General features: G+C 56.2%; 22 protein-coding genes. 11 read left to right on the top strand and 11 right to left on the bottom strand.

The features are described from left to right. On the top strand, positions 1–1,387 hold a 1,387-nt coding region (locus ACP5J3_RS00305; RefSeq protein WP_428493805.1), incomplete at its 5' end, for a DNA polymerase domain-containing protein. On the opposite strand, the gene dnaG is transcribed toward ACP5J3_RS00305, so the two are convergent. After that, positions 1,364–2,587: a DNA primase DnaG gene (dnaG, locus tag ACP5J3_RS00300; RefSeq protein ID WP_428493804.1), complete on the bottom strand. Its 1,224-nt coding sequence runs from the start codon at positions 2,585–2,587 to the stop codon at positions 1,364–1,366. The genes ACP5J3_RS00305 and dnaG overlap by 24 nt on opposite strands. 81 nt (positions 2,588–2,668) lie before the next feature. Between dnaG and map the strand changes: the two genes are divergently transcribed. Together map and thsB are read left to right on the top strand one after the other, a co-directional pair. Then, complete coding sequence (gene map, locus ACP5J3_RS00295; protein ID WP_428493803.1) at positions 2,669–3,544, top strand: type II methionyl aminopeptidase; 876 nt, start codon at positions 2,669–2,671, stop codon at positions 3,542–3,544. Between the two features lie 38 nt (positions 3,545–3,582). Further along, positions 3,583–5,238 (top strand): thermosome subunit beta, encoded by a 1,656-nt coding sequence (thsB, locus tag ACP5J3_RS00290; protein WP_428493801.1) that lies wholly within the window; start codon positions 3,583–3,585, stop codon positions 5,236–5,238. On the opposite strand, the gene ACP5J3_RS00285 is transcribed toward thsB, so the two are convergent. From ACP5J3_RS00285 to ACP5J3_RS00275, 3 genes are read right to left on the bottom strand one after another with little or no spacing between them, the layout of a single operon-like run. After that, positions 5,235–5,783 (bottom strand): hypothetical protein, encoded by a 549-nt coding sequence (locus ACP5J3_RS00285; protein WP_428493800.1) that lies wholly within the window; start codon positions 5,781–5,783, stop codon positions 5,235–5,237. The two genes, thsB and ACP5J3_RS00285, sit on opposite strands and share 4 nt — an antisense overlap. Beyond that, on the bottom strand, positions 5,773–6,804 hold the full coding sequence (locus tag ACP5J3_RS00280; RefSeq protein ID WP_428493799.1) for an ATPase, T2SS/T4P/T4SS family: 1,032 nt from the start codon (positions 6,802–6,804) through the stop codon (positions 5,773–5,775). The genes ACP5J3_RS00285 and ACP5J3_RS00280 overlap by 11 nt, the downstream gene beginning before the upstream one ends. Beyond that, on the bottom strand, positions 6,776–7,255 hold the full coding sequence (locus tag ACP5J3_RS00275) for a TFIIB-type zinc ribbon-containing protein (protein ID WP_428493798.1): 480 nt from the start codon (positions 7,253–7,255) through the stop codon (positions 6,776–6,778). The genes ACP5J3_RS00280 and ACP5J3_RS00275 overlap by 29 nt, the downstream gene beginning before the upstream one ends. Positions 7,256–7,389: 134 nt before the next feature. On the opposite strand from ACP5J3_RS00275, the gene ACP5J3_RS00270 reads away from it, so the two are divergent. Together ACP5J3_RS00270 and ACP5J3_RS00265 are read left to right on the top strand one after the other, a co-directional pair. Then, positions 7,390–7,704, top strand: coding sequence for a hypothetical protein (locus tag ACP5J3_RS00270; protein ID WP_428493797.1), 315 nt, complete (start codon positions 7,390–7,392; stop codon positions 7,702–7,704). Positions 7,705–7,765: 61 nt separating this feature from the next. Continuing rightward, entirely contained in the window at positions 7,766–8,197 is a 432-nt protein-coding gene (locus ACP5J3_RS00265) for an Lsm family RNA-binding protein (RefSeq protein WP_428493796.1), read from the top strand. Here the strand turns inward: ACP5J3_RS00265 and ACP5J3_RS00260 are convergent. Both ACP5J3_RS00260 and ACP5J3_RS00255 read right to left on the bottom strand, forming a co-directional pair. Continuing rightward, entirely contained in the window at positions 8,194–10,941 is a 2,748-nt protein-coding gene (locus ACP5J3_RS00260; protein ID WP_428493795.1) for a DEAD/DEAH box helicase, read from the bottom strand. The genes ACP5J3_RS00265 and ACP5J3_RS00260 overlap by 4 nt on opposite strands. Before the next feature lie 28 nt (positions 10,942–10,969). After that, a complete protein-coding gene (locus tag ACP5J3_RS00255; protein ID WP_428493794.1) occupies positions 10,970–11,575 on the bottom strand; it encodes a FumA C-terminus/TtdB family hydratase beta subunit in 606 nt (201 codons plus the stop codon). Positions 11,576–11,680: 105 nt separating this feature from the next. On the opposite strand from ACP5J3_RS00255, the gene ACP5J3_RS00250 reads away from it, so the two are divergent. Further along, complete coding sequence (locus ACP5J3_RS00250; RefSeq protein ID WP_428493808.1) at positions 11,681–12,547, top strand: fumarate hydratase; 867 nt, start codon at positions 11,681–11,683, stop codon at positions 12,545–12,547. Here the strand turns inward: ACP5J3_RS00250 and ACP5J3_RS00245 are convergent. Further along, positions 12,539–12,700, bottom strand: coding sequence for a ribbon-helix-helix domain-containing protein (locus tag ACP5J3_RS00245; RefSeq protein ID WP_428493793.1), 162 nt, complete (start codon positions 12,698–12,700; stop codon positions 12,539–12,541). The genes ACP5J3_RS00250 and ACP5J3_RS00245 overlap by 9 nt on opposite strands. A 30-nt stretch (positions 12,701–12,730) precedes the next feature. Between ACP5J3_RS00245 and ACP5J3_RS00240 the strand changes: the two genes are divergently transcribed. Beyond that, positions 12,731–13,153, top strand: coding sequence for a flavin reductase (locus tag ACP5J3_RS00240; RefSeq protein WP_428493792.1), 423 nt, complete (start codon positions 12,731–12,733; stop codon positions 13,151–13,153). Here ACP5J3_RS00240 and ACP5J3_RS00235 read toward each other — a convergent pair. Both ACP5J3_RS00235 and ACP5J3_RS00230 read right to left on the bottom strand, forming a co-directional pair. Beyond that, positions 13,108–13,431, bottom strand: a complete 324-nt coding sequence (locus ACP5J3_RS00235) for a ubiquitin-like small modifier protein 1 (protein WP_428493791.1) — start codon at positions 13,429–13,431, stop codon at positions 13,108–13,110. The genes ACP5J3_RS00240 and ACP5J3_RS00235 overlap by 46 nt on opposite strands. 29 nt (positions 13,432–13,460) lie before the next feature. Beyond that, complete coding sequence (locus tag ACP5J3_RS00230; RefSeq protein ID WP_428493807.1) at positions 13,461–13,841, bottom strand: 6-pyruvoyl trahydropterin synthase family protein; 381 nt, start codon at positions 13,839–13,841, stop codon at positions 13,461–13,463. A gap of 40 nt (positions 13,842–13,881) precedes the next feature. Here ACP5J3_RS00230 and ACP5J3_RS00225 point away from each other — a divergent pair, with 40 nt between their 5' ends. From ACP5J3_RS00225 to ACP5J3_RS00210, 4 genes are read left to right on the top strand one after another with little or no spacing between them, the layout of a single operon-like run. Continuing rightward, a complete protein-coding gene (locus ACP5J3_RS00225) occupies positions 13,882–14,775 on the top strand; it encodes an iron-sulfur cluster loop (protein ID WP_428493790.1) in 894 nt (297 codons plus the stop codon). A gap of 56 nt (positions 14,776–14,831) precedes the next feature. Then, on the top strand, positions 14,832–15,794 hold the full coding sequence (locus ACP5J3_RS00220; protein ID WP_428493789.1) for a DUF711 family protein: 963 nt from the start codon (positions 14,832–14,834) through the stop codon (positions 15,792–15,794). A 27-nt stretch (positions 15,795–15,821) separates the two neighbouring features. Further along, positions 15,822–16,385 carry an ASCH domain-containing protein gene (locus ACP5J3_RS00215; protein ID WP_428493788.1) on the top strand — a complete coding sequence of 188 codons (564 nt, stop codon included), beginning with the start codon at positions 15,822–15,824 and terminating at the stop codon, positions 16,383–16,385. Beyond that, entirely contained in the window at positions 16,351–17,424 is a 1,074-nt protein-coding gene (locus ACP5J3_RS00210) for a radical SAM protein (RefSeq protein WP_428493787.1), read from the top strand. Before ACP5J3_RS00215 ends, ACP5J3_RS00210 begins: the two co-directional genes overlap by 35 nt. A gap of 11 nt (positions 17,425–17,435) precedes the next feature. Here the strand turns inward: ACP5J3_RS00210 and ACP5J3_RS00205 are convergent, their stop codons facing one another. Beyond that, entirely contained in the window at positions 17,436–18,602 is a 1,167-nt protein-coding gene (locus ACP5J3_RS00205) for a DNA double-strand break repair nuclease NurA (RefSeq protein WP_428493786.1), read from the bottom strand. Then, positions 18,603–19,961: an ATP-binding protein gene (locus ACP5J3_RS00200; RefSeq protein WP_428493785.1), complete on the bottom strand. Its 1,359-nt coding sequence runs from the start codon at positions 19,959–19,961 to the stop codon at positions 18,603–18,605. Position 19,962: the final 1 nt, after the last annotated feature.

The following is a 19,962-nucleotide window of genomic DNA, read 5'->3' as shown; positions in this document are numbered from 1 at the left end:
TGAAGCCAAGAGGCCCCTACTGCGCCAATATGTTATAGACGACGTCAAGTCTACCTACGGCTTGGCGGAGAGGTTGCTCCCGTTCTTGATTCAGCTCTCCTCCGTGTCGGGCCTGCCTCTAGACCAGGTGGCGGCGGCGAGCGTCGGGAACCGGGTGGAGTGGATGCTCCTCCGCTACGCGTATAAGATGGGCGAGGTGGCGCCGAATAGAGAGGAGAGGGAGTACGAGCCGTATAAGGGGGCTATAGTGCTGGAGCCGAGGCCCGGCCTCTACAACGACGTGCTGGTGCTCGACTTCTCCTCCATGTACCCCAACGTGATGATGAGGTACAACCTCTCCCCCGACACCTATCTAGTGCCGGGGGAGCCGGAGCCGCCAGGCGGCGTCTACACGGCGCCGGAGGTGGGCCACAGATTTAGGAGGGAGCCCCCCGGCTTCGTGCCGCAGGTGCTGAGGCAGTTGGTGGAGCTTAGGAGGCTGGCCAGGGAGGAGATGAAGAGGTATAGCCCAGACTCTCCGGAGTACAGAGTCCTGGACGAGAGGCAGAAGGCGCTGAAGGTCATGGCAAACGCCATGTATGGATACATGGGCTGGGTGGGCGCCAGGTGGTACAAGAGGGAGGTGGCGGAGTCCGTCACAGCCTTCGCTAGGTCTATCCTAAGGGACGTGATCGACTACGCGAAGAAGCTGGGGATCGTGGTGCTGTACGGCGACACAGACAGCCTATTCGTCAAGAAGGGCGGCGACGTCGAGAAACTCGCCAAGTACGTAGAAGAGAAGTACGGCATCGACATCAAGGTGGATAAAGACTACTCCACCGTCCTCTTCACAGAGGCCAAGAAGAGATATGCAGGACTGTTGAGAGATGGGAGAATCGACATAGTCGGCTTCGAGGTTGTCAGGGGCGACTGGAGCGAGCTGGCCAAGGACGTCCAGCTCAGGGTTATCGAGCTGATACTCAGGTCCCGGGACGCGGCTGAGGCCAGGCGTAGGGTGACTCAATACGTCAGGGAGGTGGTCGATGCGTTGAAGAACTACAGATTCAACCTAGACGACTTAATTATATGGAAGACGCTGGATAAGGAGCTTGATGAGTACAAGGCTTACACCCCGCATCTCCACGCGGCGTTGCTCTTAAGGAAAAGCGGCTACAAGGTTGGAAAGGGCACGGCTGTGGGCTACGTCGTTGTGAGAGGCGGAGAGAAGATCTCGGAGAGGGCTGTGCCGTACATCCTCGTCGACGATGTGAAGAAAATCGACGTAGATTACTACATCGAGAGGCAGGTCATACCCGCGGCGCTTAGGATAGCCGAGGTAATCGGCGTCAAGGAGGCAGATTTGAAAAGCGGTAGAGTTGAAAAATCACTGCTCGACTTTCTTGGGTAGAAGCTGGTCGAATGTGACGATTTTCATCTCCTCGGGCACCTTGGTCAGCGGACCTGTGCGAGCTGTGACTATCAGCTTCACTCCCTTTTTCGCGGCTAGGTCGACGATACGTTGCGTTGTTATGCCGTCGAGTATTATGGCGTGTATGGAGTCTGCCGACGTCGCGAGGTAGTCGGGGAGCTCCCTAACTGGGAGCCGTTTTATGGGGGTCCAGCTGGCGTCGTATAGCTCGGCCTCGAGCGTCCCCAGCATCTCTTCAATTTTTTTATTTACGTCGAAGGGGAACTGCGGAGCCGGCGCCTCCTCCTTCGCCGCCTGCGTGGGGGGTGGTTGCGGAGTCGGCGCCTCGGCTTTCTCGCCGGCGGCTTTCTGCTGGGCCAGCCACTCCTCCAACGTCACCTTATTTCTAAGGGCCTTCGCTATCTCCTTCGCCGTGAGTTGCTCTACTTCTTTTCCTGGCGGCGCCCTGGCTATGTAGTCCACATGGGCGACTTTGAGTAGCTCTTTGAGGACTAGCTCTCCGCCTTTGTCTCCGTCGATGAATACCGTGACGTTTTTCTTCTTGCTGAGCTCTATTATAGTCTGGGGCACGCCTCTGCTGATGCCTTCGAGGGCTATGACGTTTCTATAGCCGTGTTTTACTAGGTTGACGACGTCGGCTCTGCCCTCAACTATTATTATGGAGTCTGATTTTTCTACGTCGGGGCCGGCGGGCAGGCGCTCGGGGCCGTATTCGATTATCTCGGCTTTTGCCACGTCTTCTTTCAGCTTTTCGATGATTTCCTTGGTGTCGGGTAGTATCTCCTCTTCTATTAGTTTTACCAACTCTTTTGCTTTTTCAATAATTTTCTTCCTCTTCTCCTCTCTGAGATCTTTTATCTCTATTACCTTGACGGTGGCGGGGTAGGGCCCTACTCTCTCGATGCTTTCTATCAACGCGGCGACGAGCGCCGTTTCGTATCTATCGAGGTTGCTTGGTATGTGTATCTTTGCCTTTGTTTTTCCGTTTTTTTCGAATATATCTACCTCGATTCTCCCTATTCTGCCCATCATCTGTAGCTCTCTGAGGTCCATATCTTTTCCGAGTAGCCCCTCTGTCTGTGAGAAAAGGGCTCCTATTATATCTGATTTATCTACGCCGCCGTTTACCTCTATCTGTGCGACTATCATGTACTTGGCTACTATTGTTAGGGCGCCCATGGATGGGGTCTACTATTACCTTTATAAACTCTCTCCTCTAGGCATTTTAAAGATTTAAACACGTTGCCCTTGGGGTTGGCGATGTTGAGGACGTTGAGACAGGTTGGCGACGTTGTTCATAAGTCGCTGAAGTACGCTATGGACTTGGCGCAGCCGGACATGCCTGTGCTTGAGCTCTGCGAGAAGGTGGAGGCTTTTATTAGGTCTAGCGACGCCAAGCCTGCCTTTCCCGTGAATGTAAGTATCAACGAGGTTGCGGCCCACTACACGGCGAAGAGGGGGGATCAGCTCAGGATTCCGAAGTCGGGTCTTGTTAAGATAGACGTGGGGGCTCAGCGTGATGGCTATATTGTCGACGCCGCTGTCACCGTGGCGCTGGGATCGGTGTTTGTAAATTTGCAGAAGGCGGCGAGGGCCGCGCTGGAGGCTGCTTTAAACACGGCGAGGCCTGGGGTCAAGGCGTGGCAGATCGGCGACTCTGTTGAGAAGGTTATTAAGAATTTTGGTTTTAACCCGGTGTACAACCTCACCGGGCATAAGATTGAGCGCTTCATTCTCCACGCCGGCTATGTTATTCCTAATTATCCAGATAAGTCGGCTTCGCAGGCGCTGGCGCCGGGGGATGTGTACGCCATTGAGCCGTTTGTCACTAATGGGGAGGGCTACGTCGCCGACGGCCGGGAGGTGACTATATACCGGTTGTTGAGGATGCGGCATAAGAATCTGCAACATGTTATTGACTTAGTGAGTGCCGAGGTGGGGCCTCTGCCCTTTACTCCCAGGTGGTTTCCCCAGCTGGACGACTCCACCATAGCTACGGCTCTGAAGGCCGGCGTGTTGCACGGCTACGAGGTCTTGGTGGAGAGGTCCAGGGGTTTTGTGGCTCAGTTTGAGGACACGGTTTATGTGGGCGAGGGCGAGGTTGTGCCGCTGGCGCGTACTCTGGAGTTGCTCTAGGCGGAAAAGTTTTTATATACACAATTTTTGTCAAAGCCATGAGCCAGGCAGTGTTAACCCAAATTGGCGGCGTTCCGGTATTAGTACTGAAGGAGGGTACCCAGAGGGCGTTTGGAAAGGAGGCTGTTAGGCTGAATATTATGATCGCGAGGGCTATTGCCGAGGTTATGAGAACCACTCTAGGCCCCAAGGGTATGGATAAAATGCTCATCGACTCGCTCGGCGACATCACGATAACTAACGACGGCGCCACAATCCTCGACGAGATGGACGTGCAACACCCCATTGCTAAGCTACTGGTTGAGATTGCTAAGTCTCAGGAGGAGGAGGCTGGCGACGGCACTACCACAGCTGTTGTCCTCGCCGGCGCGTTGCTAGAGGAGGCTGAGAAGTTGCTTGAGAAGAATATCCACCCGACGGTAATTGTGAGCGGCTACAAGAAGGCTCTCGACGTCGCCGCTGAGCATCTCCGCAAGACGGCGGTTCCTGTTAACCGTAGCGATGTCGACACCTTGAAGAAGATTGCAATGACGTCGATGGGCGGGAAGATCTCGGAGACCGTGAAGGAGTACTTCGCCGACTTGGCTGTGAAGGCGGTGTTGCAGGTCGCCGAGGAGAGAAATGGTAAGTGGTATGTAGATCTTGACAATATCCAGATTGTGAAGAAGCACGGCGGCTCTCTGCTAGATACGCAGTTGGTCTACGGGATTGTTGTCGATAAGGAGGTTGTGCATGCCGCTATGCCTAAGCGTGTTGTAAATGCCAAGATTGCGTTGCTGGACGCGCCTCTAGAGGTGGAAAAGCCTGAGATAGATGCGGAGATTAGGATAAACGACCCGACTCAGATGAGGGCGTTTCTAGAGGAGGAGGAGAAGATACTCAGAGGCTATGTTGATAAGCTGAGGTCCCTCGGCGTCACGGCGCTGTTCACCACTAAGGGTATTGACGATATTGCACAGTACTACCTAGCCAAGGCGGGTATCCTCGCCGTGAGGAGGGTGAAGCGTAGTGACATTGAGAAATTGGTAAGGGCCACCGGCGCCAGGCTTGTCACAAGCATCGAGGACTTAACCGAGGCGGACCTCGGCTTCGCCGGCCTGGTAGAGGAGAGGCGTGTCGGGGATGAGAAGATGGTGTTTGTGGAGCAGTGTAAGAACCCGAGGGCTGTGTCCATCCTAGTGAGGGGCGGCTTCGAGAGGCTTGTTGACGAGGCTGAGAGGAATCTTGACGACGCGCTTTCCGTGGTGGCTGACGTTGTTGAGGATCCGTATATACTGCCCGCGGGCGGCGCTGCGGAGATAGAGGTGGCTAAGGCCGTGAGGGCCTTCGCCACCAAGGTCGGCGGGAGGGAGCAGTACGCAGTGGAGGCCTTTGCAAGAGCTCTGGAGGCTATTCCAAAGGCCCTCGCCGAGAACGCGGGTCTTGACCCAATTGACATATTGACTGAGCTGACTCACAAACATGAGCAGGGCGATGGCTGGAAGTACGGCCTAGATGTGTACCAGGGCAAGGTCGTGGATATGATATCCCTGGGCTTGATAGAGCCTCTCACAGTTAAGCTAAACGCATTGAAGGTGGCGGTTGAGGCCGCCTCAATGATTCTCAGAATTGACGAGATTATAGCGGCTAGCAAGCTGGAGAAGGAAAAGGAGAAGGAGGAGAAGAAAGAAGAGAAGAAGGAGGAGTTTGACTAAATAAGTCTTTTTTCAAGCGATAATATAACTATTACTAAGGTAATCACCATAATTTCTATATCTTGGCTTATTAATATATGCGGGAGTACTATTGACGACGCGGTGACTAAAACAACCAGCCTATTCCTTGTCCTTAATAATGCGTAGCCTTGTTGAAAGAATGGTTGCGCTGCTCTTAGCCGCTTTCTCTCGCCGGTAATTACCGGGTCTTCGATATGCGGCTCAGAAAATATTCTAGCTACGTAGTCTCTGGGATCGTACCGGTCTTTGAGCACGGCGGTGTACCTCTGGGCTAGTAGCTCTCTATCAAAGTGTGTCAGTATTTTTATTATCTTTCTCTCCCCGGCTCTGAGGATGCGTTTAGAGAACATTATTCCCAGGGCCAGCACGGCGAGTGCCATGTATTTGTAAACGGGGTTGAAGAACAGTGCGATGCCGCTGAACATTACGCTTGTCATCGAGGTCACAGCCAGCGCAACCACTAGCCTGTGGTAGGTTTTTTCATGTATCTCGGCTACTCTCCGCGCTATGTACTCACTCAGCATACAGCTCTACTACCCTCCTCTCTATTGTGCCGGCGTATTTCTTGCCTAGCTGGACGATGCCGATGTTTTTGACCTCTATCTCCCTCCTCCTCAGCCGCGTAACTGCGTCGTCTACGTTTACCGAGTGCATCGTCGCGAGGGTCTGCAACCCTATCTCCACCGCGGTTTTAAACGCGGCGAAGTGTTCCTCGTATTGGAGCTCGCCGATGAAGATTACGTCTATATTGCGATTGAGGGATGCGTAGATCTCCTTCACCTTGTTGACATTTCTAATCTTTATCTGGTTCTTCTGAGGGTCGTCCTCGAACTCGTCCGCCTCGTCTATGTAGACCCTCTGCCACTCACCCGGGATTAGGTCGTCGAGCGCAGACAGTAGCGTGGTCTTGCCCGAGCCGGGCGGCCCTGTGACTACTATGTGTCTGCCCTCTCTAACCCATCTATATATCTCCCTGAGCTGATCCTCGGTGAGGAAGCCGGATCTCAGTAACTGGGCTATGGTGATTTTCCCCCTGTGTATCCTCAAGTAGGCTTGGGGTAGCGGCACTATCGGCGGGAGGTCTAGCGAAATTCTCAGCCTAAGGGGACCAATCCTAAGGCCGTATCTCAGCGACGGTGTGGAGGTGGATAGCTCAACAGATTTGAGGTGGGCAATTTTGAGTATAGCCCTTATCGCCTTTCCTTCACATATCTTGCCGCTGTTCTCCTTCCCCCTCTTGCGGGTTACGTATATCGGCCTGCCGGGGATCAGCGCCACGTCCTCGACATCCTCGTCCTCTAGAAACTCGGCGATCCCCGCAAGCCCGACCGTGGCCAGCGTCCATCTCAGTGCCAGTTCTTTATTTATCTTCTTCAACACTCCGTATCTAAAATCGAGAGTGTCGTCTATTGTCTTTTTGTATATACGTGAGAGTATCTTCAGCACAGCGGGCAATTCGCCGCTCGAGAAGTCGCAGAATCCCTTCTCGACGCACGACGAGCGACACTCCGCGCAGTCAAGAATTTTCAATAATACGTGGTACATATCTACGGAGACGCGACGCGGTGTCTCTTATACTGAACTTACTAACCCCCAAAATTTTGGCAATAACTTGCTTATGTACGTAGAAGCCTATCTGCTCAGCCGCTAGGTAGGATAGAGCCGCCGCTATCACTCTGGGAGACTTCCCCTGGTAGATCCTCTTGTCTAGTTTTCTAAACATCTCCATGGCTACCTTACCTACGTCTTCCCTACCCAGCTCACTTGCAATTTTAGTAATGTAGAACTCCACCACCTCGCCGTAGCGCTTCTTCACATCTTCTTTAGTCTCTTTCTCTAGTAGAATAAGCACGACGCGGCGTTTTAGAGTTGCAACGCTTATCTGTTTAACGCGAGGCGGCACCACCTCAGGCCCTATGACGCTTCCACAGTCTTTACAAACATACTCGCCATCTACTAATACTATATTTTCCGACTTGCAGTATGGACAGTTCACGTAAGGGAGAAACCTATATTTATTAAAACAACTGCTTATATTTTTTTCTATAGAGAGAGTTCGTCAAAAGTTTTGAACCAGTAGACCCAGAGCCAGGCTTAAAACTTTTATAAAGTCACCATAGGCCAAACCTCATGGAGTTCTCGCTTCGCGTCGTCGAGGTTGATGACAATTTTCCAAATACAATAAAACTAAAGGGTGATGTGGAAGCCACGCTGGAGCTACCTCTAGATAGAATCGGCGTCAGACTAGCGGCGGGTGACCAGCTGAAGTTAGTAATCCAGAAGGAGAGAGACGGGGATCTAAGCCAGTACAAGATCTACATGTGGGGCCTTGTATACCACGTCGGGGGCGGGGTGACGCGTATATCAATCGGCGGGCTACAGCTTGACATACTGACAGAATTACCGCTGAAGGTAGGGGAAAAGGTGTACATAGGTATAAAATAGCCTGCGGAGTCCGTCAACGCCCCCGCCTTGTAAATTTTAAAATCTGGGCACTGTCCCCCATATGGCGAGCACACTGGCGGAGGCCAGCAAGCGATTCGTCGCGGAGCTCAATAACGTATTAGGCAGAGAGGTGCAGGTAGTGCTTTCAAATGGCGAGGTGTACAGAGGCGTACTACACGCCGTGGACAACCAGCTAAACATCGTCCTCGCAAACGCCATGAATAAATCAGGCGAGAAGTTCGCAAGGGTCTTCATAATGTATAGATACATCGTCCACATAGACAGCATGGAGAGGCGCATAGACATGAGAGAATTCGCCAGACAGGCGGAGAAGATATTCCCAGGCATGGTGAAGTACGTAGAGGAGACCAACACAGTCTTGATAGGCGACAAGGTTCGGGTTAGCGAAATCGGCGTAGAGGGCGTGGGGCCGGTGGCGGAGCGGGCAAGGAGGCTCTTCGAAGAGTTTCTAAAATCCCAGGGAATTACCTAGTCCCAGAAAGCCCTAGTTGCCGCGAACTGTTTTTCCGCGTCTATTATAGCCGCCCAGAGATCGGCCCCTTCGAGAAACTTGTTTAATATCTTCACCGCGGTTTTAGGCCCAACCCCGTGGGCTAGCTGGACCAACACGCCCAGCTTGCCGTGTTCCAAGACGAGGGAGGCGCTTAGTTGCAGGTTCTCCAGAATCTTCCTCTCGTCGGAGCTCAGCCTCTGTCTAATTTTAAACTTGTTAACCACAAGCCTCGCCTTTTCTAAGTCTACGTTTTTCACAACCGCCAGTGCCCTCACGCCACAGCGCTGGCACTGTACATCCTCCGGAAGCATAGACGCCCTAGAGGCGTAGACCCAGCCGCAGTTTAGACACAGCAACGTGACGTTTTTATTCAAAATCCTCCTCCTCGCCAAGTCGGCCAGGGACTCCCTGGACAGGCCCCTAAAGGAGAAGTCGAGGCGCAACGCCTCCTCCAAGATGGGCTTCTCCAACGCCGTAGGCCTCGCCAGCCTCTTCACCACTAGGAGCACCTCCCCACTGGACACCCTCCTAAGCAGTTCCGTAAGCGCCTTGACATCCAGCCTCTCTACGAACAACTCGTTTAGAGCCTCCACCCCCGGGAGATCGTCGGCGTACACCTCTGGAAGCTTAGCCGGCACGTCCTCGGCGTCTTTCGCCACTAGGCCAACCCGCCTAGCCACCTGTAGAAATCTGTATCTAAACATCTTCGAACTCCTCACCGCGTTTCTAATTGTGGTGTATACAAAAGAGTGCGGTTTTTTAAACACCTCCTCCAAAGCCTGCACCGGTACGAACTCCCTGAAGATTAGGAGGACTCTATACGCATCGGATCTATACCCCACAGGCCCCACGTAGCCGGAAAGCGCATGCGAGAGATACGCCCCAAGCGCTTCGTTGCCCTTATGCCCAAGACAGCTGTGGACAACCACATATCTATTCTCAATTACGTGGATGTGCAACCTCCCCGGCTCTGGAATAAGATCTGGGGTAAGCCCCTCTGTGTCCACTGGAAGCTCCTCCTCGCCCCCGAGCGATCTGCGGAGAACTTCGGCACGCCGCCTGCAGACCTCCTGAGCCACCTCGTAAGGCACTGGGATCTGCTCGCCGAGCCACGCCGGGAGGGCCCCGGTGACGTTGTGGTCGGGGTATAGGTACACCACGTCGCCCTCGCGCCTGGCGAACGTCCACACGCGGCCGGACAAGACAATCTTCGTTCCCGGCTCTATGGAGTATACAAACTCTCTATCCAACTCCCCAACTACCCTCCCAGTGGTGTCATCCACAGCTCCGTAGCTCTTCTCGTCTGGAATAGTCGAGACATTTTCAAAATAGTAGCGGATACTACCCCTCCTCGGCCGCATCCCCCTCAGCAAGCCGTGCCTCTCGGCGAAGTCCAGCACCATTCGGATATCCTCCTCGGTTAAGTTCCTGTAGGGATGCGCCCTCTTCACCACCCGCGCCACGTAGCCAACGTCCACCTCCCTCCCCTCCAGCCTCGCCTCCAGCACAATACCCACAACTTGATGCAACAAGACGTCGAGCGCATTTTCATGATACTCCACATCTCTCTCAAGAACTCCACCCGACGCCCACTCTGTAATCACCTTAGACTCGAGGTAGTCCTCCACATCTGACGCCACGACGACGCCTCTTGACACCAGCCCCAGCCTATGGCCGCTACGGCCCACCCTCTGTACAAGCTTAGACATCTGCCTCGGCGAGCCGTACTGCACCACCAAATCCACCTCCCCCACGTCGATACCCAGCTCTAGGCTGGAGGTGGCCACCACAGCCTTCAGCTCACCCCTCTTCAACCTCTCCTCCACAGCTACCCTATGCTCTCTGGAAAGCGACGAGTGGTGCACATCCACCACGTCGCCCATGAGAAACTTAAGACGGGAAGCGAGAAACTCAGCCCCATCCCTAGTATTAGTAAAAACCAAGACGGGGCCCCTCGCGGATTTGACGTACTCAGCCACCTTCTTAACACGCGCCACCGCCTCAGGCGTCGCGTCAAACTTCTCAGCCTCTATATAATCCTCGTCGACAGGCGTCGGCAGAACCACCTCAATCTCAAACCTCTTCTCCCCCGAAACGTCGACAACCTCCACCTTCCTGTACCCACCCAGGAAGGCCGCCACCAGCCCCGGCGAGCCCACAGTCGCCGAGAGGCCAACCCGCTGAAACTCCCCCGCGAGCTCCACCAGCCGCTCCAGCCCAACCGCCAGCTGGACCCCCCTCTTACTATTCACAAGCTCGTGGACCTCGTCAACTACGACAAACCTCACATTTCTCAAACTCTGCCTAAACCGACTATGCAGAAGCAGAATCTGCAACGTCTCCGGCGTCGTGATGAGGACGTCAGGCGGCCTCGACGCCAACAGCCTCCTCTCGCCCTCAGGCGTGTCCCCATGCCTCACGCCTATGGACAGCCCCACCCTCTCGGAGAGGGCGACAAGGCGGCGAAGCAGGTCGCGGTTCAGCGACCTCAGCGGCGTGATGTATAGACACCTAACCCCGGGCCCAGGCCCCGCCTCAAGAAGCCTAGAAAAAATTGGGAACAGCGCCGCCTCGGTCTTGCCGAACCCCGTCGGCGCGATGAGGAGGACATGCGCCCCACTCAAAATTCTGGGGATGCCAGCCGCCTGCGCCGGCGTAGGCTCTGTATAGCCCAGCTCCCTTATCGCCTCTCGTAGCTCTGGATGTAGGAGGTGGAAAACCACGGAGCGAAAAAAACCTGGATATAAAGCCCTAATGAGGCCACTCAATTGCAGAGAGGATTTCTGGTATCTTTGCCCTCGCCGCCTCTCTCAACTCGTCGTAGTAGTTTCGACCCGTCGGGTCTATCATCACTGTGAGGGGGCCGAAGTTCTCCACCTCCAGCACCCACATGGCCTCCGCGATGCCTAAGTCAAGCCAGTGGACGTCCACAACTCTCTTAATCGCCTTGGCTGCGAGGACCCCGGCGCCGCCCGTGAATATGGCGTAGGCCGCCACGTGCCTCCTCATGGCCTCCGCCGTTTTCTTCCCCATGCCGCCTTTACCCACTACGAGCTTGACGCCGAGCTTCTCTATCACGTCGGCCTCGAACGCCTCCATACGTGCAGAGGTGGTTGGCCCCATGCTCAAGATTTCCCACGTGCCGTCTCTCTTCCTAGCCACGGGCCCCGCGTGGTAGATAACCCCACCCCGCAGATCCACCGGGAGTCTGTCGCCTCTCTCCACGTACTCCAGCATCCGCTTATGCGCCGAGTCTCTTGCGCTTATCACCAACCCTGTGACGTACACCGTATCTCCCACCCGTAGCTTAGAAACCTCCTCAGCCGTGAGAGGCGTCTTTAGGTAGTACGTAGGCATGTCTCTAAGTGTCTGGCATATTAAAAAATGAGTAACGACAATCCACGTAAATAGACTAGTTAGAGGGCCCAGGAAAATATTTTTAACATGAATAGGGAAATCGCCATGCTTGAGCAAATCCTCCTCAAAGTTGCTAAAGAGGCAATTATACGCGCTAGCATCGGCCCCGCCTTTGATGTAAACAACGCGCTTAAGAAGGCCTACGAGGCGGAGGAGGGCGAGGCCGCCCGGATACAGCTAAGCGCCATATTAAAAAACATAGAGCTATCCACCTCGGAGAAAATTGCGGTCTGTCAAGACACGGGTTTCCCAAATTTCTACGTAAAGCTCGGCGATGGCTTCCCCCTCAGAAGCAGGATATACGACGTACTAACCCAGGCGGTGCGAGAAGTCACCAAAGAGCTCCCCCTGAGGCCTAACACGGTGCACCCCTTCAGCGAGAGGAATCCAGGAGACAACACGGGAATCGGCGCGCCTTGGTTCGACGTGGAGCTCTTCGACGGCGACTACATAGAGTTCTACTACGTGCCGAAGGGAGGCGGCACGGAGCTACCGAGTAAAGCCTTTACGCTACCCCCCGGCGTCGCCATGAAGGAGCTACCGCGCCTAGTGCTGGAGGCTGTCGTAGACGCGGGACCCATGCCGTGTCCCCCAGTGATAATGGGCGTCGGCATAGGGCCCTCCGTCGACATAGCGGCTAAGCTGGCTAAAAAAGCCGCAACTATTAGGCCCGTCGGCTCGAGGCACCCAGAGCCGGAAATTGCAAAGATGGAAGAGGAGCTTCTGAGGGCAATAAACAAGCTCGGGATGGGGGTACACGGCGTGGGCGGGAGGGTCACAGCTCTCGACGTACATATTGAATACGCATACCGCCACCCAGCCACGTTCTCCATCGGCATCGTGTTCTCCTGCTGGGCCACGAGACGGGCCGGGGCCAGGGTGTACCCAGACGGCCGCTACGAGCTAATCTAGAGATCCCTCGTACTTTTCCAACAACTTCTCTACAGCATACCGTACAGCCTCACACCTATTTGGAAAAAGCCCCCTAGAGACAAGCTTATCAACTTTTTTTACAAGAGACACGGGAAGTGTGACAGTGGTCAAGACCGCCCTCTCGACCTCCATGTATATTAACTAGAGTCCTCTTTTTAAAGAGTGTGCGAGCGCTCCCCCCTCCCCACCCCCGTCTTGGTGATTGTGGCCTCTGGCCACGGGGCAGTGGTGGGGTGGCCTCTGGTAATACCCGGCGAACAGCCTCTCGTGGGGTTTCCTCTGCATAAGGCTAGGAAGACGCTCCAGGTGGTTAGAGAGGCGCGCGTCTTCTCTATCAACCTGGTTCAAGACGCCGAGAAGGCCTACGAGATATTCGGTAAGCCGGGGGAGAAGAAGCTGGAGAGGTGGGGCAACGTGGCCGAGTGTAAAGTCGTGCCCTGTCAGAGGCTGGGCGACGCCTCGAGAGTTGTGGAGTGTGTATACAGCCACGAGGTTGAGGTAGGCGACCACGTAGTGGTTTTCTGTAGAGCAGTCGCCAGCTACGGCTGCGGTGAATACGCCGTGTGGGACCCCTGTTCAAAATAGCCCCCCGCGGCGGGGGGTATAAACACCACCTCGTCGCCGTCTTTAAGCTCCGTGTCAAGGCCCTTGAGCCACTCCACAGACCTGCCATTAACCAAGACGTTGTACATAGGCCTCAGCTGGTCGCCGTTCTGCAACAACTCGGACTTAAGTTTGGGGAACCTCTCATTTAACATATCGATGAGCCTCCTAACCGTGACGCCGTCGGGGACCTCCACCTCAGTCTTCAACACCCCCGTCAAGTCGAAGAGCGTGGCGAGGAACCTAACCCGGATTTTCACGTCTACACCGCGTGTCTGCTTTATAAGGCTTATCTCTCGAAATAGAAGCAAGGCGACCCCAAGCCGGATTCGCACACCCTAACCCACGTAGCCCCGATCAACTCGGCTATGTGCCTCGCCAGACACTCCCCGCTGACCCCCGCCAGGCCGCAGGGCACTACGTATACCTCGTCCCCGCCGAACGGCGTGGACTCGGAGCTAGATGCTAAGTACCTGCCGTCCAACCTGGCTAGAACTTCTCTAAACTTCTCCCCGATCTCGGCGGCGTCTGCCACCAGTTCGTGGTAGCCGTCTCTACAGAAGCCAGCAGTGATGTGGTAGTCGTGGCCGTGAACACGCCCCCAAGCCGGCGAGAAAGCAGGCCTATGGGCCACGGAGATGCTTCCCCTCACCTCGACACATGTACGCATCGTGGACACATTACTTTAATCCCTTTTTATACGCATACCCGTGGCGGCGATAGATGTCGACACGGCCGAGGCCGTAGCCAACATCCTCAGGAGCCTAGAGGTAAAGCGAGATAGCTACACGGACCAGAGGTTCTACCCCCCTCCCAGCGACGCCGTCGAGGACCAGGCCGCCTACTTCGTCTCCATGGTGGCTGTAGACCACCGCACAAGTCTATGGGAACCCTTCGAGGGAGTGATAGAGGGCGAGTTTTTCCACGGCGCCGACGCCCTATACCGCCTAGGCAGGCTTGCATACGACAAAGGGTTTTTCAAGGCGAGGAAACTAGCCGAGCTGACGCCGGAGGAGGCGGAGCCCCTCTTCACCCTGGGCGGGAGGAGGCTGTGGGATTTCCACACCCGGATCCTCCTTCTGAGAGACGTCGGAAAGAAGGCGGCGGCGAGAGGCGGGTTCGAGGCCCTCATCTCTGTAGACAGTGTAAAGAAGCTCCGAGATGCCCTCTCCAGCTTCAGAGCTTACGAAGACCCGGTGGGTAAGAAGGTCATGCTCCTCGCAAAATTTCTCGAGGGTAGGGGCCTGGCGAGCTTCAAAGACTCGGCGGAGGCCGACGTACCGGTCGACAACCACCTAAGTAGAGTGGCGTATAGGCTAGGAATTGTGGAGATAGACTTCAGCTTTCTGGAAAGCGGCGTGGAGGTGACGCGGGAGGAGGACATAAGGCTGAGGGAGCTGGTGAAAACCGCGTGGAGGATCGTGGCGAAGTTCGCCGAGCTACACCCCTTCGCCCTTGACGACTTCCTCTGGGGCTTCGGCAGGAAAATCTGCAGAAGAGAGGGGCCGCAGTGCGGGGTCTGCCCCTTTAGAGAGGTCTGCAGGGCTCGTAAACTGGGCAGATACCCACCTGAACACCTCCACCTATTGACGTGGTACTACTAGCCGTTTAAGGGCGGCGCGGGGAGAGATGGATATATACCTGAGCCTCTGGGGTTGCTATGAGGGTTAGGTCTGTGACTTTGCACCTGATGTGGAACGACGACTTTTCCCTAGTTGATCAGTTTCTGCAGAGGGCCGAGGCGGCGTCGCCTCTGACTATACGCGTCTCGGTGTCGCCGCCACCTGCACGCGAGGCGGAGAGGGTGATAACTAGTCTGAAGGAGCGCGGCGTTAGGTACATATCAGCGATTCACCTCTACTACGACGCTGATGAGGTCTACCGCTACGTATCGCAATACAATGTATTCGCCTCCCTGAGTGACGTTGGTGAATACATAAAATTCTTGCAGAAGATATACGCCAAGGGCGAGGTGCACCTCTCCCGCTACGTCTCCCTAGTGCTTGGGGGAGCTGTCTTCAACTCGCCCTACTTCCCCGCATCCATCACCACGCAGAGGGGAGTCTCGATATCGCTGTTGTATCCAAACGACCTAGAGGGCATAGACGACGTGGATAGAGTCTTAAAGAGGGGGGAAGAGATCGGGAGGCAGATCGCCTCTTCGCTCGGCGTCGAGTTTCTCGGCGTCGACGGTTCTCTATCTCCGTGGGGCGAGGAGAGCGTGGCCAAGGCGGTGGAGCGGCTGTTTCAGACAAGGCTGGGGGAGCCCGGCTCCCACCATGCAATACGTCGGCTAAACAAAGCTATTGAATCTGCCCGGGTTAGGAAGGTGGGGTTTAACGAGGTGATGCTACCCCTGGCCGAGGACGAGGAGCTGAAGCGGCTGGTTAGGGCAGGCGCGCTGGGGCTGGACAAATTCGTGAGCTACACATCTGTGTGCATACCTGGCCTCGACATGGCCCCGATAAGGGTGAGAGACTGGGGGGCGCTGAAGAAGGTGTTGTACGACTTGGCCGCAATTGCCGAGGCCAAGGGGAGGCCGGTAGGCGTGCGGATATTCCCCGTCGACTTGGAGGAGTACGACGTCGAGGGCTTTGGCGCCACTCCGTCGCTCCGCCTCTAAGATTTAAATTGCAGAGTGGGAGGGGTCGTGATTCGCCACCTCATGCTGTCGCAGAGGCATCTCAAGGCTTTGCTAGAGGGGGGCAAGAAGTCCACGATTAGGCCGGGGGTCTTGAGGGTAGCCGACAGAGTCTACATACACAGCGGAGGGAAAATCGTCGCCGTGGCTGAGGTGGCTGAGGTGGTGTACAAGCGAGTCTCCGAGCTAACCGAGAGAGACGCCCTGCTAGACGGCTTCAACTCCCGGGAGGAGCTGGTGGCTTACCTAAAAAAGAGGTACCCCGGCCTGCGGGACGACGCGGTGGTCACAGTTGTAAAATTCGGCAAGGTAAGCAAGTTGGAGATGCCAGAGGACGCCCACTACGGAGGGCTGACGCCGGTGGAGATAGCAACGCTGGCGTTGAACAAGCTTAAGCTAAGCCCACGCGAGCAGAAGGTGCTGAAAGCCGTGGTGGAGACCGGGAGCCTCAGAAAGGCTGCTATTAAGCTCTACGGAACAGTGGATAAGAGGGGGGTGATTAGGAAGATTTTAAGAAAAGCCGCGTCGCTACTCATGAATGGAGGCCTGGACCGCGAAATTAAAGACTATTAAGACATTGGAGGAGAGGCTGGCCAGAGAGGAGATTCTAGAGGCTAGGAGAGATCACCACGCAAAGAGGCCGCCCAGGCCCTGTGGCATAACTATACACACAGGTGTCGGTTGCCCTCTGGCGTGTGCGTACTGCTACATATACGACATGGGGTTCCCCGGCGCCGCGTCGCCCTACAGACTAACGCCTCTACAAATGGCATACGCCATTGCGGCGAACCCCCACGTGGCGGTGGGGGAGTGGGGCACCTTGGTCGCTGTGGGGTCGGTTACAGAGCCCTTTCTCCCAGAGACGAGAGAACTGGCGGTGGGCTACATGAAGGCGGTGGCCGCCTACCTAGGCAACCCGATCCAAGTTTCGACGAAGATGCCGCCTCCCGCCGAGCTCGCCGAGGTTCAGAAGGGACTCGACGTCTTGATAAGCGTCACCGACTTGAGCGGTAGACTGGAGCCGAAGGCGCCCAGCCCGGCGGATAGGCTCAGAGCAGGCGCGGAGTTGCTGAGGCGGGGCGTTAACGTCACGCTTTTTGTCCGGCCGGTGGTGCCAGGCGTCACGGATAGGGAGCTGACGCGGCTCCTAGCCTATGCACGTGAGCTGGGCTTCCGCAGGGTTGTTTTCGGCACCCTCCGCGTGACGACGGGAATAGCCGCCAGGCTCAAAGCTTTCGGGGTCGACGTTAGGCCGTATGTCAAGGAGCTGCATCCGAGGCGGCAGACGGCGATTAACTACCCCAAGAGCCGGGTCGTGGCTACGGCGAAGGAGCTGGGATTTGAGGTCTTGCCAGCCTCCTGCGCCTCCAACGTAGTTGCCCATGGACAGGCGTGCGCCCTGTGCCGCTGGGGGCCGTGCGGCGACTTAAAGAAGCTGAGGGCCGACCCCGAGGACATTAGGGAGTATCTAGAGGCGCGGGGTTACAGAGGCGCGGGGGTGGCTGTGGAGGGGTTGCGCATCCGCCTCAATGTAAAGATATCACGCGTCGACATGGTATTTCTAGAGCAGGCAACGAGGCTACCGGTGGAGGAGGGGACTGGACGCGGCTGAGGCGCCTGCCGTCAGTAGCGGCTGGCTAGCCTCTTCTGCATATTCGTAGGCCACATGAGGTGCGTAAGCGACTCCGGCGTTTTCGACAGCAGAGCCGTCAGCACAGCCTCGACAAGGTCGGGGCTCACCCTCACGTATTGATCCACTGCGTCGAGGATCTGGGGGTATCCGGTCACCGTCGAGGTGGTAGACGCCAGGTAAGACACTATCTCCCCCACGCCCAGGCCCCCCATGTCTAAGACCTCTACTCGCACTGCCGTTCTGTGACCCGGCGGCATGTAGTACACGACCTCCACGTCGCCAAGCAGACGCAAGTGGGGATACGTCGAGGTGGTGAGCACCGCGTTAAAGTTCTGGCCGAACTCCACCAGCCTTCTACAAAGCCTCTCCCCCCTGGGGCTTAGGCTCACCCGCTCCCCCTTGTGGCACTTCAGGATTGCCTCCCTCTCAGGGCCTCCCTCGCAGTCTGCATAGTGTATAAAAACCCACCTAGGCAGGAGATCTCGCAACTTGCCTAGGCTGAAGTACTCGCCGGGTCTCAGCATCGCCGAGGCGGCGACCTTGTCGTTTACAGGTAGGCACCTCCCCGCTAGTAGGGATAGATACCTCGACCTAACCCTCTTTGCCACAGCGACGATGCTGGCGCCGCTCCTCGCGGCGTAGCTGAGGAGTCTGTCTACCGCCTTGTTGACCTCCTCGAGGCGCCCTCCCCTCACGGCGAGGTTGAAGGGGAGTGGGTGGATGGCTACTTCGCCGTCCAGCACCAGGAGGTCAAACCTCTTCTCCCCCCTCAGCTTGCCCGCTAGGAGCCTCGCCGCGAGGCGCTTCTCCAGCAACGCAGCGTACCTCGAAACATCGCCCTCTCTGCTATCGGCGAAGTAGAGCGCCCCCGTTAGAAACCTGTCCTGCACCCCGCCGGAGACGCCTACGTAGCCGTAGGCGACGACGGTGAAGACGCCGCCGACCAGCTCCAGGGGGGGCGAGCCGTAGGAGGAGTCCACGGCGTATACGTCGAAGCTCCGCGGGGGGCCGATCTGCCTCACCTCAACTGCGTTTCTCAAAGAGGCGAGTTCTTCCAGCGTTTTGCGTAGCCGCAGGATTTTCTCAGCGTGCCTCTCGACGTCGTGTCTTAAGGCGATTACTAGATCAGGCTCTAGCCAGTAGTCGAGGGTCTCCATCTACACCACCTCCTTTGTTTTTATCAAAATGGGCCTCCTCAGCGGGTTCATAAGCCCGGCGACGAAAAACTCCCTGGGCTGTAGCTGGGCTAACACGCCTTCGTTTATGTCGGCGAGGTCTAGGTATGTGGATATTTCCCTCACGTCGGTGGGGGCCGTGAGGCGGGAGAAAAATACGGTGCCTAGATTTGCCCTTATCGACGGGTCGATGTCGCCCACTATTCTCTGGCTCGCCAGAATTATGGAGAGGCCCCACTTACGGCCCTCCCTGACGGTGGTCTCTATGGCGTCTTTTGAAATTGTCCAGGTCTGAGGCGCGTAGTTCTGCGCCTCGTCAACCACAAACACTAGGCGGGCCGGGGCCTTTCCGCTCTTCACACCCGCCCACGCCGCCTCGATGACTGTGGCAATTATGGCTTGCTTCACCGAGAGGTCTGTGTCGTAGCTTAGATCCACAACTAGGGGAGAGGCGTCGAGAGAGAGGATGTCCCCGGGAGTTTTAACTCTGCTGTTCAGCTCTTCAAAAAAGACGCTGTCAACAAGTTGCTTCAAGTACAGCTCCACCTTCTCTATAGTGGAGTCCCGCGCGTTCAGCCTCTTCATAACTCTCCGCAGATGTGCGACAAAAGCGTCTTTAGACCACCTCCCTTCATACGTCATGGTGGCTATTTCGAGATACTCCCCGTGCGTCTGCCACTGAAGCTGAGCCACCCTAGCTATCACAGAGGCGAGGATGTTCGGCGGTATCTTAACCTCGGTGGACTTTATAACCGCGCCGTAGTAGGGGGCGTAGTCCACGCCGGTGTGGTCGAAAACAACCACCTTGTAGCCCCTCGCCGAGAGCTCGTTTATCAACGCCCTCACCAGCCTTGACTTGCCCACGCCCGTGGCCCCGAAGACCCCCACGTGGTGCGTCACGTAGCGGACGTCAAGCGGAAGGGCCCAACCTGAGTACTTATGCGCCCCCACGTAGATGTAGTCCCCCTTGAAGACGCCCTCCAGCGCCGAGGCGTCTAGGAGGTACACCTTTGAGCCCGGCGTCACGACGTTCGTCACCTCAGTCAGCTTGCCGTCTCTAATCGCCACGTAGGGCTTAACAACCGCAGAGGTGTAGGGGAGGAGTATGCCGTAGTCCACCATCTCAGGCCGATCCACATACGGAGTCCTCACCCTGTCGCGTATCACAGGCTCCAGCTTCGTCACGCGCCGCAGAAAGCCTACGATAACCTCGCCCGGGTTCTCCCGATCCACAACGCCGACTAGCTGCTCCTCGACGGCGTAGCGCTCGGCAGAGCGGTAAATCTGGACGGGTATGGAGCCTATAGTGGCGCCGCTCACCACTATCCCCAACTCCTTCACA

This window comes from Pyrobaculum sp. (assembly GCF_049971835.1).
GTDB lineage: Archaea > Thermoproteota > Thermoprotei > Thermoproteales > Thermoproteaceae > Pyrobaculum.
This window is presented reverse-complemented; position numbering and strand designations above follow the sequence as displayed.

Bases quoted from the DNA above. Each gene is read 5' to 3' on its own strand.
- dnaG (WP_428493804.1), bottom strand. From the start codon at position 2,587: ATGGGCGCCCTAACAATAGTAGCCAAGTACATGATAGTCGCACAGATA.
- map (WP_428493803.1), top strand. From the start codon at position 2,669: ATGTTGAGGACGTTGAGACAGGTTGGCGACGTTGTTCATAAGTCGCTG.
- thsB (WP_428493801.1), top strand. From the start codon at position 3,583: ATGAGCCAGGCAGTGTTAACCCAAATTGGCGGCGTTCCGGTATTAGTA.
- ACP5J3_RS00285 (WP_428493800.1), bottom strand. From the start codon at position 5,783: ATGCTGAGTGAGTACATAGCGCGGAGAGTAGCCGAGATACATGAAAAA.
- ACP5J3_RS00280 (WP_428493799.1), bottom strand. From the start codon at position 6,804: ATGTACCACGTATTATTGAAAATTCTTGACTGCGCGGAGTGTCGCTCG.
- ACP5J3_RS00270 (WP_428493797.1), top strand. From the start codon at position 7,390: ATGGAGTTCTCGCTTCGCGTCGTCGAGGTTGATGACAATTTTCCAAAT.
- ACP5J3_RS00265 (WP_428493796.1), top strand. From the start codon at position 7,766: ATGGCGAGCACACTGGCGGAGGCCAGCAAGCGATTCGTCGCGGAGCTC.
- ACP5J3_RS00255 (WP_428493794.1), bottom strand. From the start codon at position 11,575: ATGCCTACGTACTACCTAAAGACGCCTCTCACGGCTGAGGAGGTTTCT.
- ACP5J3_RS00250 (WP_428493808.1), top strand. From the start codon at position 11,681: ATGCTTGAGCAAATCCTCCTCAAAGTTGCTAAAGAGGCAATTATACGC.
- ACP5J3_RS00245 (WP_428493793.1), bottom strand. From the start codon at position 12,700: ATGGAGGTCGAGAGGGCGGTCTTGACCACTGTCACACTTCCCGTGTCT.
- ACP5J3_RS00230 (WP_428493807.1), bottom strand. From the start codon at position 13,841: ATGCGTACATGTGTCGAGGTGAGGGGAAGCATCTCCGTGGCCCATAGG.
- ACP5J3_RS00220 (WP_428493789.1), top strand. From the start codon at position 14,832: ATGAGGGTTAGGTCTGTGACTTTGCACCTGATGTGGAACGACGACTTT.
- ACP5J3_RS00210 (WP_428493787.1), top strand. From the start codon at position 16,351: ATGGAGGCCTGGACCGCGAAATTAAAGACTATTAAGACATTGGAGGAG.
- ACP5J3_RS00205 (WP_428493786.1), bottom strand. From the start codon at position 18,602: ATGGAGACCCTCGACTACTGGCTAGAGCCTGATCTAGTAATCGCCTTA.